The 12,524-nt window shown below is 62.7% G+C and carries 11 protein-coding genes; 4 read left to right on the top strand and 7 right to left on the bottom strand.

Going from position 1 to position 12,524, the window contains the following annotated elements; translation table 11 throughout:
- Positions 1-75: 75 nt before the first annotated feature.
- Entirely contained in the window at positions 76-2,931 is a 2,856-nt protein-coding gene (locus G7077_RS08750; protein WP_166411365.1) for a putative bifunctional diguanylate cyclase/phosphodiesterase, read from the top strand.
- Here the strand turns inward: G7077_RS08750 and G7077_RS08745 are convergent, their stop codons facing one another.
- From G7077_RS08745 to G7077_RS08735, 3 genes are read right to left on the bottom strand one after another with little or no spacing between them, the layout of a single operon-like run.
- A complete protein-coding gene (locus G7077_RS08745; protein ID WP_166411364.1) occupies positions 2,932-4,284 on the bottom strand; it encodes a hemolysin family protein in 1,353 nt (450 codons plus the stop codon).
- Positions 4,285-4,329: 45 nt separating this feature from the next.
- The gene (locus tag G7077_RS08740; protein WP_166411363.1) at positions 4,330-4,782 is read right to left on the bottom strand and encodes a nucleoside deaminase; all 453 of its coding nucleotides are present in this window, start codon (positions 4,780-4,782) and stop codon (positions 4,330-4,332) included.
- Between the two features lie 35 nt (positions 4,783-4,817).
- Positions 4,818-5,090 carry a hypothetical protein gene (locus G7077_RS08735; RefSeq protein ID WP_166411362.1) on the bottom strand — a complete coding sequence of 91 codons (273 nt, stop codon included), beginning with the start codon at positions 5,088-5,090 and terminating at the stop codon, positions 4,818-4,820.
- 161 nt (positions 5,091-5,251) lie between these two features.
- Between G7077_RS08735 and rpmB the strand changes: the two genes are divergently transcribed.
- Complete coding sequence (gene rpmB / locus G7077_RS08730; RefSeq protein ID WP_166411361.1) at positions 5,252-5,542, top strand: 50S ribosomal protein L28; 291 nt, start codon at positions 5,252-5,254, stop codon at positions 5,540-5,542.
- On the opposite strand, the gene G7077_RS08725 is transcribed toward rpmB, so the two are convergent.
- Together G7077_RS08725 and cobT are read right to left on the bottom strand one after the other, a co-directional pair.
- Positions 5,539-6,288 carry an esterase-like activity of phytase family protein gene (locus G7077_RS08725; protein ID WP_166411360.1) on the bottom strand — a complete coding sequence of 250 codons (750 nt, stop codon included), beginning with the start codon at positions 6,286-6,288 and terminating at the stop codon, positions 5,539-5,541. The genes rpmB and G7077_RS08725 overlap by 4 nt on opposite strands.
- A gap of 343 nt (positions 6,289-6,631) precedes the next feature.
- Positions 6,632-8,452, bottom strand: a complete 1,821-nt coding sequence (gene cobT / locus G7077_RS08720; protein WP_166411359.1) for a cobaltochelatase subunit CobT — start codon at positions 8,450-8,452, stop codon at positions 6,632-6,634.
- Between the two features lie 210 nt (positions 8,453-8,662).
- Here cobT and G7077_RS08715 point away from each other — a divergent pair, with 210 nt between their 5' ends.
- Positions 8,663-10,216, top strand: coding sequence for a M10 family metallopeptidase C-terminal domain-containing protein (locus G7077_RS08715; protein ID WP_166411358.1), 1,554 nt, complete (start codon positions 8,663-8,665; stop codon positions 10,214-10,216).
- Between the two features lie 61 nt (positions 10,217-10,277).
- Here the strand turns inward: G7077_RS08715 and cobS are convergent, their stop codons facing one another.
- On the bottom strand, positions 10,278-11,282 hold the full coding sequence (gene cobS, locus G7077_RS08710) for a cobaltochelatase subunit CobS (protein ID WP_166411357.1): 1,005 nt from the start codon (positions 11,280-11,282) through the stop codon (positions 10,278-10,280).
- Positions 11,283-11,314: 32 nt separating this feature from the next.
- Positions 11,315-12,004: a winged helix-turn-helix transcriptional regulator gene (locus G7077_RS08705; RefSeq protein ID WP_166411356.1), complete on the bottom strand. Its 690-nt coding sequence runs from the start codon at positions 12,002-12,004 to the stop codon at positions 11,315-11,317.
- 66 nt (positions 12,005-12,070) lie between these two features.
- Between G7077_RS08705 and G7077_RS08700 the strand changes: the two genes are divergently transcribed.
- Positions 12,071-12,511, top strand: coding sequence for a VOC family protein (locus tag G7077_RS08700; protein WP_166411355.1), 441 nt, complete (start codon positions 12,071-12,073; stop codon positions 12,509-12,511).
- The last annotated feature ends 13 nt before the right edge of the window (positions 12,512-12,524 follow it).

The raw sequence follows: 12,524 nt of genomic DNA, 5'->3' as shown, positions 1-12,524 counted from the left end.
GAGATTGAGGTCGATGGAAGGAGTCACACTGGGCGTCCGGGGGAAAATCATCAGCCGCAGGTTGCGGCTGAACCCATGACACGCGCCCGCTTCGGCCCGCATTACCCACGAGTTCTCGTCTCTGCTCGCAAGGCAATCCAGCGGATGCGCGCCCACGCGCTCGAATGGCTGGTAGTCCTGGGCCTCATAATGACGGTTACCGCCGTCAGCTGCCGCGATCAGCTCACCACCCAGACCGTTGCCATCGGTCCGAAGGACTCGGGCACTCTCTTCTACCCTTACGCCTACAACGACGCCCTGCGCGGCGGCCATTCGAAGATCGTGCCTCAAGAGGGGCTTGGGTGGGCTTGCTCCCTGCCGGGCGCCTACGCCTACCCGTTCTGCGGTTTCGGACTGTTGTTCGATACTGCGCACAAGGGTCAGGGAATCGACCTGTCCGGTTTTGGCACCATGAACATCGACCTGGAATATCAGGGTCGCGCCGAGTTCCTCCGCATCATTTTGAAAAATCGGCCGAACGGCCGTCCAGACCTTCTCGCGAGGGTGGGCGAGATGATCAGCCAGTCGACCGTGGCGGTGCGGGCTGGCCGTCAGACGGCTCATGTCGAGCTTACCGACTTCGTTGTCGCCGAATGGTGGAAGGAGAAGGCCAAGCTCCCGTCCGACCAGCTCCGTCCCGAGTTCGGGAATATCGTCGCGCTGGAGTTCGTCACCAGCAACGACAGCCGAGCGGGTCAGCATCATATTCGCATCAAAAGCATCACGTTCGACCGCCAGATCATCAGCACCGAAGCCTTCTTCGGAATGATCGCGACTTGCTGGATGATGATTGCTCTGTTCTGGCTGCTGCGACGACAGGAAATGGAAGCGCGGCTGAAGCGGCGCTTGGCGATCAACACCTTGAACAATGTTCCGGAGATCATCTGGTCCGTCGGCCCCGGCGGTCGCCCCGATTATGTGAGTCGCCAATGGTCCGAACTTTATGGCGGCGATCCTCGCTCGCTGCTGGGACGCGGATGGCTCCGGCACGTCCACCCCGACGATCGCCGTCCAACAATCAGCGCCTGGCAGGAAGCAACACTCACAGGTCAGCCGTTCGAGGCGGAGTTCCGGGCGAGGCTGCCGGATGAGACCTTTCGCTGGACCTCGGTGCGTGCCCGTCCCGAGCTGGACGATACGGGTGCCGTTCGCCGCTGGTACGGGTCGTGCACCGACGTCAATGAAAGGGTGGAAGCCACACAAGCGCTAAAGAGCAGCGAGTTGCTCCATCGCGGCATCCTGGAAGCCAGCGCCGATTGCATCTGCATCCTCAGTGCCGAGGGCCTGATTGAATATACCAATGCGCCAGGGCTCAAAGCGGCCGAGATCGATTCGCTCGACGATATTCGAGGCAAGCACTGGACGGAGTTCTGGCAGCGCAAGTCAAAGACGATGATCAATGGTGCGCTCGCCCGGGCGCGCGAGGGCGACACCGTCCGCTTTCGGTCATTTTGCCCGACCGCCAAGGGCTCGCCGCGCTGGTGGGACGTCGTTCTGACGCCGATGCTCGACGAGGATGGCACGGTGAAAGGGCTGCTCGCCATCTGCCGCGACGTCACCAGCGACCGGGAGAAATCGGAACAATTGAAGTGGGCGAGCGAGCATGACGCCCTGACCTCACTTCCCAATCGGCGGGCCTTCCAGGCCAGGCTGCAGGCAGCGACGCTGCGGGCGATGATCACGGGCGAAGCGCTCGGGCTGATGCTGATCGACCTCGACCACTTCAAGCATGTCAATGACAGTCTAGGTCATGCGGCTGGCGACGAGGTGCTGGAAACCGTCGCGACCCGCCTCAAGGCCGCGCTCCGCGACAGCGACTTCGTCGCACGCGTCGGCGGCGATGAGTTTGCGGTGATTCTTGAAAACATCCGGTCGGGCGAAGATGCGCTCGCGCTTGGTCACAAGATGTTCGCGGCATTGCAGGCGCCGGTGCCGATTGCCGGCCGCGCGTTGAGCACTGGGGCCAGCATTGGCGGCGCTCTATTCCCTCAAGACGCCGACAGCGCCAACGACCTGTTCAAAAGCGCGGATACAGCGCTTTACGCGCTCAAAGGATCGGGACGCGGCGGAACCATGATGTTCGATCGCTACATGCTCGCGGGTGTGGAGAGGGCGGCGTCGCAACTCGGGCGCGCTCGCAGCGCCATCAGTGAGCAAAACGTCGTTCCCGTCTACCAGCCCAAGATCGAGGTGAGCAGCGGTAAGCTGGTCGGCTTCGAAGCGCTGTTACGCTGGCGCGACCCGGCCAAGGGGCTTCAGCTTCCCTCGACCGTCCAGGAAGCCTTCAAGGATTACGAACTTGCGACCAAGATAGGTGAGCTGATGCAGCGCCGCTGCGCGCAGGACGTGCGCTCTTGGATGGATCGTGGACTTCAATTCGGGCGGGTGTCGATCAACGCCGCTCCCGCGGAATTTCTGCGCAACGACTATGCGGAACGATTGCTTGCAGTGCTTGAAGAACAACGAGTTCCGCCGCACCTGATCGATGTCGAGGTGACGGAACACGCCCTTCTCGATCATGGCCCCGAATATGTTGCGAGGGCTCTCGCCCAATTGAAGGCAGCCGGTGTTACCATTTCGCTCGATGACTTCGGGACTGGTTACTCCTCCTTGTCGCACCTGCGCGACTTTCCCGTCGACCAGGTGAAGATCGACATGAGCTTCGTTCAGCGGATGAGCGAGGACGAGGAGATTGCCGCCATTGTCGCTGCGGTGGTCAATCTCGCCCGAAGCATCTCCATCGACGTGGTCGCCGAGGGCGTGGAGACGCCGGTTCAGTTGGAGCTGCTAAAAGTGATGGGCTGCCGGTTTGCCCAGGGTCATCTGTTCAGCAGTGCGATCGAGGAAGCCGAGTTGGCCGAGATGCTGAAGGAGCGTGCGGCGGCTGCCTGATCAGCTCTCGATGCCGGCCGTGACGGCCCCTTTATCCCGACGGCCGCTCCGTGGCGGCTGCGCAATCACTTTGTCGATCTTGCGCCCGTCCATATCGACGACCTCGAACTGCCACCCTTCATGATCGAAACGTTCCCCGACCGTAGGAATTCGCTTCAGCACCGAGAGGGCAAAGCCGGCAACGGTCGAGAAGTCCCGGTCGTCGGGCATCTGCATTCCCAGCCTATCAACGAGCAGGTCGGCGCTCGATGCCCCGGAGACCAGCCAGCTACCATCCTCGCGTTCCACCAACGGCGGATCAGTCTCGTCGTCGACGTCGTGGGCGAAGGCACCTGCGAGCGCGGCGAGGATGCTTCCGGGCGTCACAATCCCGTCGAAGTGGCCATATTCGTCATGAACGAGCGCTAGCGGAACGTCGGCCTGACGAAGCACCGCCAAGGCGTCCATGGCGTCCATGAGGTCGGGGATCACGGGCGCATCGCGCGACAGGGCGCGAAGGTCGAGCGGGCGCCCTTCCAGCACTGCGTCCAACAAGTCGCGGGTCTGGATCACGCCGACGATGTTCTCGACCGATCCATCCACCACCGGAATTCGGCTGTGCGGTGTTTGCGCGAGTGCGGCGCGAATTCCTTCCTCGTTCAGCGACACATCGATCCAGTCGACATCGGTCCGCGGCGTCATCACCTCGCGCACCGGCCGGTCGGCAAGCCGAACGATGCCTGAGATGATCGCCCGCTCACTTTCTTCCAGCACGCCGGCGGTCTGCGCCTCGGCCACTACCAAGTGGAGTTCCTCGGCAGTGACGGCATTCTCCGCCTCACGGTTGAGGCCGAGCACCCGGAAGATCAGGGAGCTGCTCCGGTCGAGCAGCCATACGAAGGGCGCGGTGGCCTTGGACAGCCAAAGCATGGGCCGGGCAACGAGAACTGCGATCACTTCGGGCGAGCGAAGCGCGAATTGTTTCGGGACCAATTCGCCGATCACAAGCGAAATGTAGGTGGTGAACAGAACGACCAAGCCAATCCCCAAGGTCTCGGCGGTGTCGGTGTCCAGACCGGCCAACACGAGCCGTTGTGCGACCGGGTTGCCAAGCTTGGCACCGGAAAACACGCCATTCAGGACGCCGATCAGGGTTATTCCGATCTGAACGGTGGAAAGAAAGCGGCCTGGTTCCGCGGCCAGGTTAAGCGCGACCTGCGCGCTTCTTTTGCCGTTTTTGACCATCGCCTTCAGCCGCGCGTCACGCGCGGAAACGATCGCCAGTTCGCTCATCGACAGCACGCCGTTCACGCCGGCGAGGGCAATAACCAGGAGAAGTGCTGTCCAGGGAAAAGGAAGGAGCGGTTCGGCCATAGGCGCCTGATCTATTAAACTGTGGGTAGTTAGATTCACAAGGCGCTAACGACGGCTCTCGAAGAAGCTCCGTAGGAGCGCGCTCGACTCTTCTTCGCCCAGGCCGCCGATCACCTCCGGGCGGTGGTGACAGGTCGGTTGCGCAAAGATGCGCGGGCCGTGCACCACACCGCCCCCCTTGGGGTCTTCCGCCGCGAAGCGAAGCGCCTGCAGACGAGCGACCGAGAGGGCGGCGGCGCACATTGCGCATGGTTCCAGCGAGACCCAGATGGTGCAATCGTCCAGTCGCGAGGTGCCAAGCGCCGTCCCTGCCGCGCGGATCGCAACCATCTCGGCATGTGCCGTCGGATCGCATGAGCCACGCATCGCGTTACGGGCTTCCGCAACCACCACGTCTCCGCGGGTGATCACCGCTCCAACCGGGACCTCACCCGCCTCCCCTGCCTCGCGAGCAAGGTCCAGCGCACGGCGCATCGGAGAGGGCAGTGGAAATGCCATGCCCACTGCTACCGCAGGTGAGGCGCGGAGTCAGCTTACTGGGCGTTGACGGCAGGCTGGGCGGGTTCGGCAGGCTCGACCTTCAATGTCGGCACCTTCACCTGTTTTTCTTCCACGCCGACCTTGACCGAGCCGGTCTGAACATCAAACGCGGGTGCCTGGCCACCCTTCGCCGTGACGCCGTCACCGGTTGCCGCCACCGTTGGCGCCTGCGCCGGCTTGGTTTGGTTCAGACTGACGAAGCCCGTCGCGACGGCGCCGATCAGGGCAAGGACGCCAACAATGAGAATCAGCAGGATGGTGCGCATTGCGGCTCCCGGTCACGAATTAGGGTCTTCATCCATGTTAACGCGTATGCCGCTTCAGGTTTCCGAAACGTCCGAACAAGTTGACGAACGCCGGCTCGCACGCTAACGGGCGGCGCTTTCCGGGCGCTTTCACGGTGCTCGCTTAACATCAGGATGAAACCATGTCGCGCGTTTGCGAGCTGACCGGCAAGGGCCGGCAGGTGGGCAACAATGTTTCCCACGCCAACAACAAGACCAAGCGGACCTTTCTGCCGAACCTGCAGAATGTGACGCTGATCTCCGACGGCCTCGGCCAGAGCGTCAAGCTGCGCGTTTCGACTCACGGGCTTCGCTCGGTCGAACATGTCGGCGGGCTCGACAATTGGCTCCTGAAGACCAGCGACGAAAAGCTTAGCACCCGCGTGCGCAAGCTGAAGCGCGACCTTGTCAAGAAGCAGCAGGCCGCAGCCTAAGCACCTTGCCGCTCTGGCGGCAGGTCCACGGCAATCAGTAGCGTTCTCAATGGGCGCTGGAAATTGTCGTCGCTGATCATCCATAGCCGGTTTGACCCGTTGGGCAGTGGCTGCACTGTCATTCCCTCCAGATTGTCGAGCAATCCCGCCGGGAGTTGAAGCCGGCGGACAACGCGCCACCCGTGCGGACTTTCCTGAAGCCACACCAGCCGGTTGGAAAAGCCGAGGCTTAGATCGCGCTCAAGCGCGATGACTTTTCCGCCGGGCAACATGGCGGCTTCGGAAACTTTCAGCTGACCACCCGCCAGCCCCTGAGCGACGCCACGACCACGCCGCATTGCAAACATGCGCGGTTCGGCCTCAGGGAACATCAGCAGTTCCGGGCCAGGGCGAGCAACCAGCCCCTCGATCCCGAGGTTGGTGGGCCACCGATACAACCCGAGCCGAACCCGCTTCAAGGCGCGCCTCAGCGCCAGGTCATAGAGCCACAGCTCGTTCGCCTTTTCGAAACTGACCCACCACCCGCGCCCCTGCGGGTCGCGCGACAGCGCTTCCGTGTCCCGGTACCAGGTATATTCCCGGCTGTACGGCCCATCGGGCAACTGCCGGATCAGCATCCTCTTGTCCGCGGAGTCCGGCCACGGGAGCCAGGCGACGCTTCCCTGGTCGGTCAGGGCAAGCAGCCGGCCACGGTCCAACGCAAGGCCCGAGAAGCCGCCGAACCGCGGATCCTTGCTGGACAACACCCAAGCACCCCAAAGTCGAAGCCGCGCGGAGGACACGAGCGGCATCGAGGCAGACCTGAAGTGAACCTCCGCGAGCGCCGGCGGAAGCAGGACCAGGTTCGGCCGCCGCGATAGATACTGCCAACCTCCGACAAACAGCAGAACAAAGGCAAGTAGCTGAAACAACTCGGGAAATGTGAATGGAAGCTGCAATCGCCGTTCAGGGACCATTGTAGCCGAGTGAGGCATAAGCCCTTCATTCGACGGGGTTTTCCCCTTTTTCCCCGTCATACTGGTTCCCTCGCGTCGCGTTTCGAGGGGGGCCTGGCACGGGCAACTGTGCCAGGCCCATTTTCTTCCCGGTTCATTGATGGTCGAACAGCTGGGCCAGTTGCTCGACCATGGCCCCGGCGAGCTGGTCGGCATCCATGATGGTGACCGCCCGATTGTAGTAGCGGGTGACGTCGTGGCCGATGCCGATCGCCAGCAGTTCCACCGTCGACCGCCGCTCGATCCATTCGATCACCTGCCGAAGATGCCGCTCCAGGTAGGTGCCGCCGTTCGCGGACGCCGTGGAATCGTCCACCGGCGCACCGTCGGAGATCACCATGAGGATTCGCCGTTCCTCGGGCCGTGCAAGCAGGCGATTGTGGGCCCAGAGCAAGGCTTCCCCGTCGATATTCTCTTTCAGCAATCCCTCACGCATCATCAGCCCAAGGTTGCGGCGCGAATGCCGGTATGGCTCGTCGGCCCGCTTGTAGACGACATGCCGAAGGTCGTTCAGGCGCCCGGGCTGCGCGGGGCGTCCTTCGGCCAGCCAGGCTTCCCGGCTCTGTCCGCCCTTCCACGCACGGGTCGTGAAGCCCAGCACTTCGGTCGCAACGCCGCAGCGCTCCATCGTGCGCGCTAATATGTCGGCGCAGATGGCCGCCGTCGCGATCGGCCGGCCCCGCATAGACCCGCTATTGTCGATCAGGATGCTGACGATCGTGTCGCGGAATTCGGTATCCCGCTCGACCTTGTAGCTGAGTGACTGGCCGGGACTGACTACGACCCGTGCCAGGCGGCCCGAGTCGAGCAGCCCTTCCTCCTGGTCGAAGTCCCAGCTGCGGGCCTGCTGTGCAAGAAGCCGCCGCTGGAGTCGGTTGGCGAGCCGCATGACCACCGTTTGAAGGCTGGCCATCTGCTGGTCCAAATAGGCGCGCAACCGGCCAAGCTCGACGGCGTCGCAGAGATCCTTGGCTTCGACCATCTCATCGAAGTTCGTCGTGAAGGCACGGTAATCGGTCGGCGGCAACAAGTCCCAATTGCGTGGTGCAGGCGCGGTCAGCCCGCCGTCCTCGGCATCATCGCCACTACCGGCATCATCCTCGCCTCGTTCGGTTTCAAGCGCCTCCTGCTCATTGTCGGACGCGGATTGCTCTTCCTGACCACGGATTTCCGGCTCGGCTCCGCCCTCCCCCTGATCGTCACCTTCCGAATTGTCCTCTGCACCGCCCTCGTCGGCCTGGTCGTCGCCATCCTCCGCGTCCGGCTCTTCCTCCTGCGGTTCTTCGGCAGGCGCCAGATCGAGATCCTGAAGCAGCCGGCGCGCCACCTTGGCGAAGGCCTCCTGATCGTCGATGGTGAGCGCCAAGGCATCGAGTTCAGCGCCGGCGCGAAGCTCGATATCGTTCGCCACCATGTCCAGCGCCGCCTTGGCAGCGTCCGGCGGTGCCTCGCCACTAAGACGCTGCCGGGCGAGCAGGCCCAGCGCCGTGGCCAAGGGGACTTCCTCGGCTGAGCGGGCCCCCACGATGGCGTCGGCCCGAACCCGCGCCCGGGTCAACTCGGCCAGATTGGCCCGCACGCCAGCCATCGCCCGGGCGCCAAGCGCCTCGACTCGCGCCGTTTCCAAGGCGTCGAATACAGCCCGGGCCTCGCGGTCTGCGGGCGCACCCGACTGGTGGATCACGGCGTCGTGGTGCCTCAGCCGAAGCGCAACGGCGTCGGCCGCGCCACGCGCCTCCGCGACCAAGGTCGGGTTGAAGTCGGTGCCAGCCGATGCAGGCGACGTGACCCGCGCAACTTTGCCGATGGCGGGTGTGGAGTCGGAGGAGAAGACGACTTCAATCTCAGGGTCGCGCGCGATTGCCCTCGCTGCGCCGGCGAGTGCTGCTCTGAATCTCTCGGTGCGATCAGCCACTACGACCCTCTAAACGTCCCGAATTGTCTCTGGAAGCGCCGTCCTGAATGCACGCTTCATCCAAGGAAAAACAAAATCAGCTCAATCGGTTAATATACGTTGACAGTTTCCCTTAACCTTTTCAGGTTCTCGCCATTCGCTGCGGTTGGTGCATCGCCAGGGATTTCGGAGGGGCTCAGATGGCAGCGTTCAACGACATGGGAGACCATTGTGCAAAGAACTGTTCTTGATCTGAATTCTACGACAGTCAGCGGCTCGAATCCTTCGATCAGCGGCATTCGCTATATCGCGCCCGACCAGACGGGCGTCGCACCGAATGGCAAGCAATATCTCACGCTGGATGGAGCGGTGGACAATCTGACGAGGACCGGCGGCTCCTGGAACGTTGGCGGTGGCGACGGAAAGATCACCTACAGCTTTCTAGAGAAAGGACCGGGCGGGCAGTACAACAATCCGCACGAAACCTATCTGGCCGGCCTCGTCGGCGATTTCTCGACATTCACCGCCGAACAGCGTGCCGCGGCGCGCGACTCGATTGCGCTGTGGGACGACGTTCTCGACGCGGAGTTCAAGGAGTCGAACGGTCGCGGCGCCGACATCCTGTTCATGAACACCGGCGAAGGTGGACCTGGCCAGGCTGCGGCCTTTATCCCCGATTATCAGGGCAAGTATGGCAAGATCGAAGGCGACGTCTACGTCAACGCCGGGCAGCCGGATAACTTCGACCTATATTATGGCGGCTACGGCCAGACGGCCCTGACGCACGAGATCGGTCACGCGATCGGTCTCAGCCACACCGGCGATTATAATGCCAGCGACGACAAGAATGGCGACGGTGTGCCAGACCCGATCACCTATGCGAACGACGCCGAATTTTATCAGGACACCTATCAGTTCTCGATCATGTCCTACTTCAGCCACCGCTTCAGCGGTGCATTCGGTTCGGTGAACTGGGCGACCGGCGGTTATTACCAGACGCCGCAAACGCCGATGGTTCATGACATCGCTGCGGCGCAGGAATTATATGGTGTCGAAACCACCACCCGCACCGGCAATACGGTCTACGGGTTCGGCTCGACCGCCGATCGCGCCGTGTTTGATTTCTCCATCAACAAGAATCCGTTCCTGACCATCTACGATGCCGGCGGAACCGACATGCTGGACCTGAGCGGTTTCACCGGCGGCCGGATCACGCTCGACCTGCGTCCGGGTGCCTTCAGCACCGGGTACAACTACGGCGTCGAGGCGGAACTGGACACCGTCGGCCTCGGCAATTTGACGCAGGCCCAGTGGAACGCGCTTTACGACGGCGTGCTGGGTTCCAACCCCGGCTTCCTCAGCGACAATATCGGCATTGCGTATAACACCACGGTCGAGAATGGCCGTACGGGGGCCGGTAACGACGTCCTGCGCGGTAACGATGTCGCCAACTCGCTGTTCGGCGGTGCCGGTGCCGACAACTACACGGGCGCGGGCGGCGCCGACCGCTTCGTGATCGAGCAGATCGGCTTCACGGATACGATCACCGATTTCGCGGCGGGCGTCGACAAGATCGACCTCAAGGCCATCGATGCCGTTACGGGTGGCGGGGACAATGCGTTTGGGTTCATCGGCTCCGCGGCCTTCACCGCCGCCGGCCAGTTGCGGACCTACACCACGTCGGGCGTCAACTATGTTGCCGGCGATGTGGACGGCAACGGCGTAGCCGACTTCGTGATCAATCTCGGCTCGGCGAACGTCGCAGCCGGAGACTTCTTCCTGTAATCGGATAGTCTGCAATAAGGAAAAGGGGCTTCGGTATCCGGGGCCCCTTTTTCATGACCTCTCAGTTCGAAGCAACAAGGCTCTCCGGCAGGTCTTGCCCAAACACACGCTGATAATATTCGGCGATGATGCCGCGCTCCGCCTCGTCGCACTTGTTGAGGAAGGAGATCCGGAAGGCAAAGCCGACGTCGCCGAAGATCAGCATATTCTGCGCCCAGCTGATAACCGTCCGCGGGCTCATCACGGTGGAGATGTCTCCGTTGATGAAGCCCTGCCGCGACAGACCTGCGACCTTGACCATCTTTTCGACCACGTCCTTGCCACCGGGCGTGTCATATTCGCCCGACTTGGCGAGCACGATCCGCGCCTCCGTCTCGGCAGGCAGGTAATTCAGCGTCGTGACGATGTTCCAGCGGTCGAGCTGTCCCTGATTGAGGGCCTGCGTGCCGTGATAGAGGCCGGTGGTGTCGCCAAGTCCAATGGTGTTCGTCGTGGCGAACAGACGGAACCACGGGTTCGGCCTGATGACCCTGTTCTGGTCGAGCAGGGTCAGCTTGCCTTCGACTTCCAGGACACGCTGGATGACGAACATCACATCGGGCCGGCCGGCATCATATTCGTCGAACACGAGAGCGACGGGATGCTGCAGTGCCCAGGGCAAGAGCCCCTCACGAAACTCCGTCACCTGCTGTCCGTCGCGAAGCACGATGGCGTCGCGGCCGACCAGGTCGATGCGGCTGATGTGCGCGTCCAGGTTGATTCGGATGCATGGCCAGTTCAGCCGCGCCGCAATCTGCTCGATATGGGTCGACTTGCCGGTGCCATGATAGCCCTGGACCATCACGCGGCGGTTGCGCGCAAAGCCGGCGCAGATCGCCAGTGTCGTTTCGGGATCGAAGACATAGGTCGGGTCGAGGTCAGGGACTCTTTCGTCGGCCTCGCTGAAGGCCGGCACTTCCATGTCGCTGTCGACGCCGAACGCGTCGCGCACCTTGATCATCTTGTCAGGCGTGGCGAGCAGGGTTTCGGCCCGGCTTCCGGGCATCGCGTTCGACATGTCGGTCATGCAGCGTGCCTTAGGGCAAGCGGCAGAGCGCCTCAACCGGGCAGCGGCGCATCGACCTTGGGCGGCAGCTCGAAGATATCGGCGAAGCGTGCGGCAAGCGTCAGGTCGCCCGTGACGGACATCACCTCGAACGGAGCGCCACCGTACAGAATGCCCGCGAGCATCCGTGGCTCACCTTCGAACTTCACGTCCGACGCGGGGGCCACTCCCCGCCAGGCGCGAAACTCGCCGTCCCTGACCTCGGCCGCAAAAGCGGTGCCATTCAGGACGAATGACAACGTCATTGCAAGATCGCCGGCGCGATCGGCATCGAACATCGTCTCCATCGACATCATCGCCGAGATCGGGCTGAACGAGAGGCTGGTGTCGTGCCACGGACTACGCGCGGCCCATTTGCCGAGGGCGCGAATCAGCGGTGCCGCTTCAAGGCCCCAGGGCGTCGCTTCATAGACCTGGACGGAGGCCGGCGGCGGCAGCTTCGTCCGACGCACCAGGCCTCGCACTTCGAGATCGGTCAGCCGCTGGGTCAACACGTTCGCGCTGATCCCCGGCAGGTCGGCCTTCAGCTCCGAAAAACGACGCGCACCATAAGCAAGCTCGCGCAGCACCAGAAGCGCCCAGCGCTCTCCGATCAAGTCGAGTGCATGAGCGAGGCCACACGCATCATCATACTGCCGCTTAACGCGAGCCAGCGAGTCCTTGGTTGCTTTTTCTAACTTCACGGTTGCAATATATAACTGACTGGCGCAATCACAAGGTCGAATCGGAATGCGGAGAGGAGAAAAACCATGGCGCGGATGATTTTCGTGAATTTGCCGGTGGTGGAACTGGACCGGTCCAAGCGCTTCTACGAGGCGTTGGGTGCCACCAATGAACCCAAGTTCACCAACGACCAGGCCGCCTGCATGGTCCTTTCCGACAGCATCTACGTGATGCTGCTCCGGCACGAATTCTATTCGACCTTCACCGGCAAGACGATCGCCGACGCGCATAAGAGCAGCCAAGTCCTGCTCTGCATCTCCGCGGACAGCCGGGCGGAGGTCGACCGCATGGTCGAGGCGGCCGCCGCCAATGGCGGCAAGGCTGATCCCGGTCCCAAGCAGGAGATGGGCGATTTCATGTACGGCCGAAGCTTCGAGGATCCCGACGGCCATCATTGGGAGCCGATGTGGATGAACGCCGCAGCGGCCGACCAAGGCGCGCATCCGCCCGAAGATGCGCACGCCTAAGCGAAGCGCTGCG

Origin of the sequence: Sphingomonas piscis (genome assembly GCF_011300455.1) — a bacterium.
In the GTDB taxonomy this organism is placed as follows: Bacteria; Pseudomonadota; Alphaproteobacteria; order Sphingomonadales; family Sphingomonadaceae; genus Sphingomicrobium; species Sphingomicrobium piscis.
This window is presented reverse-complemented; position numbering and strand designations above follow the sequence as displayed.

Coding starts and splice junctions, on each gene's coding strand:
- G7077_RS08740 (WP_166411363.1), bottom strand. CDS start 4,782: ATGGCATTTCCACTGCCCTCTCCGATGCGCCGTGCGCTGGACCTTGCT.
- cobS (WP_166411357.1), bottom strand. CDS start 11,282: ATGACCGACATGTCGAACGCGATGCCCGGAAGCCGGGCCGAAACCCTG.
- G7077_RS08750 (WP_166411365.1), top strand. CDS start 76: ATGACACGCGCCCGCTTCGGCCCGCATTACCCACGAGTTCTCGTCTCT.
- rpmB (WP_166411361.1), top strand. CDS start 5,252: ATGTCGCGCGTTTGCGAGCTGACCGGCAAGGGCCGGCAGGTGGGCAAC.
- G7077_RS08700 (WP_166411355.1), top strand. CDS start 12,071: ATGGCGCGGATGATTTTCGTGAATTTGCCGGTGGTGGAACTGGACCGG.
- G7077_RS08735 (WP_166411362.1), bottom strand. CDS start 5,090: ATGCGCACCATCCTGCTGATTCTCATTGTTGGCGTCCTTGCCCTGATC.
- G7077_RS08745 (WP_166411364.1), bottom strand. CDS start 4,284: ATGGCCGAACCGCTCCTTCCTTTTCCCTGGACAGCACTTCTCCTGGTT.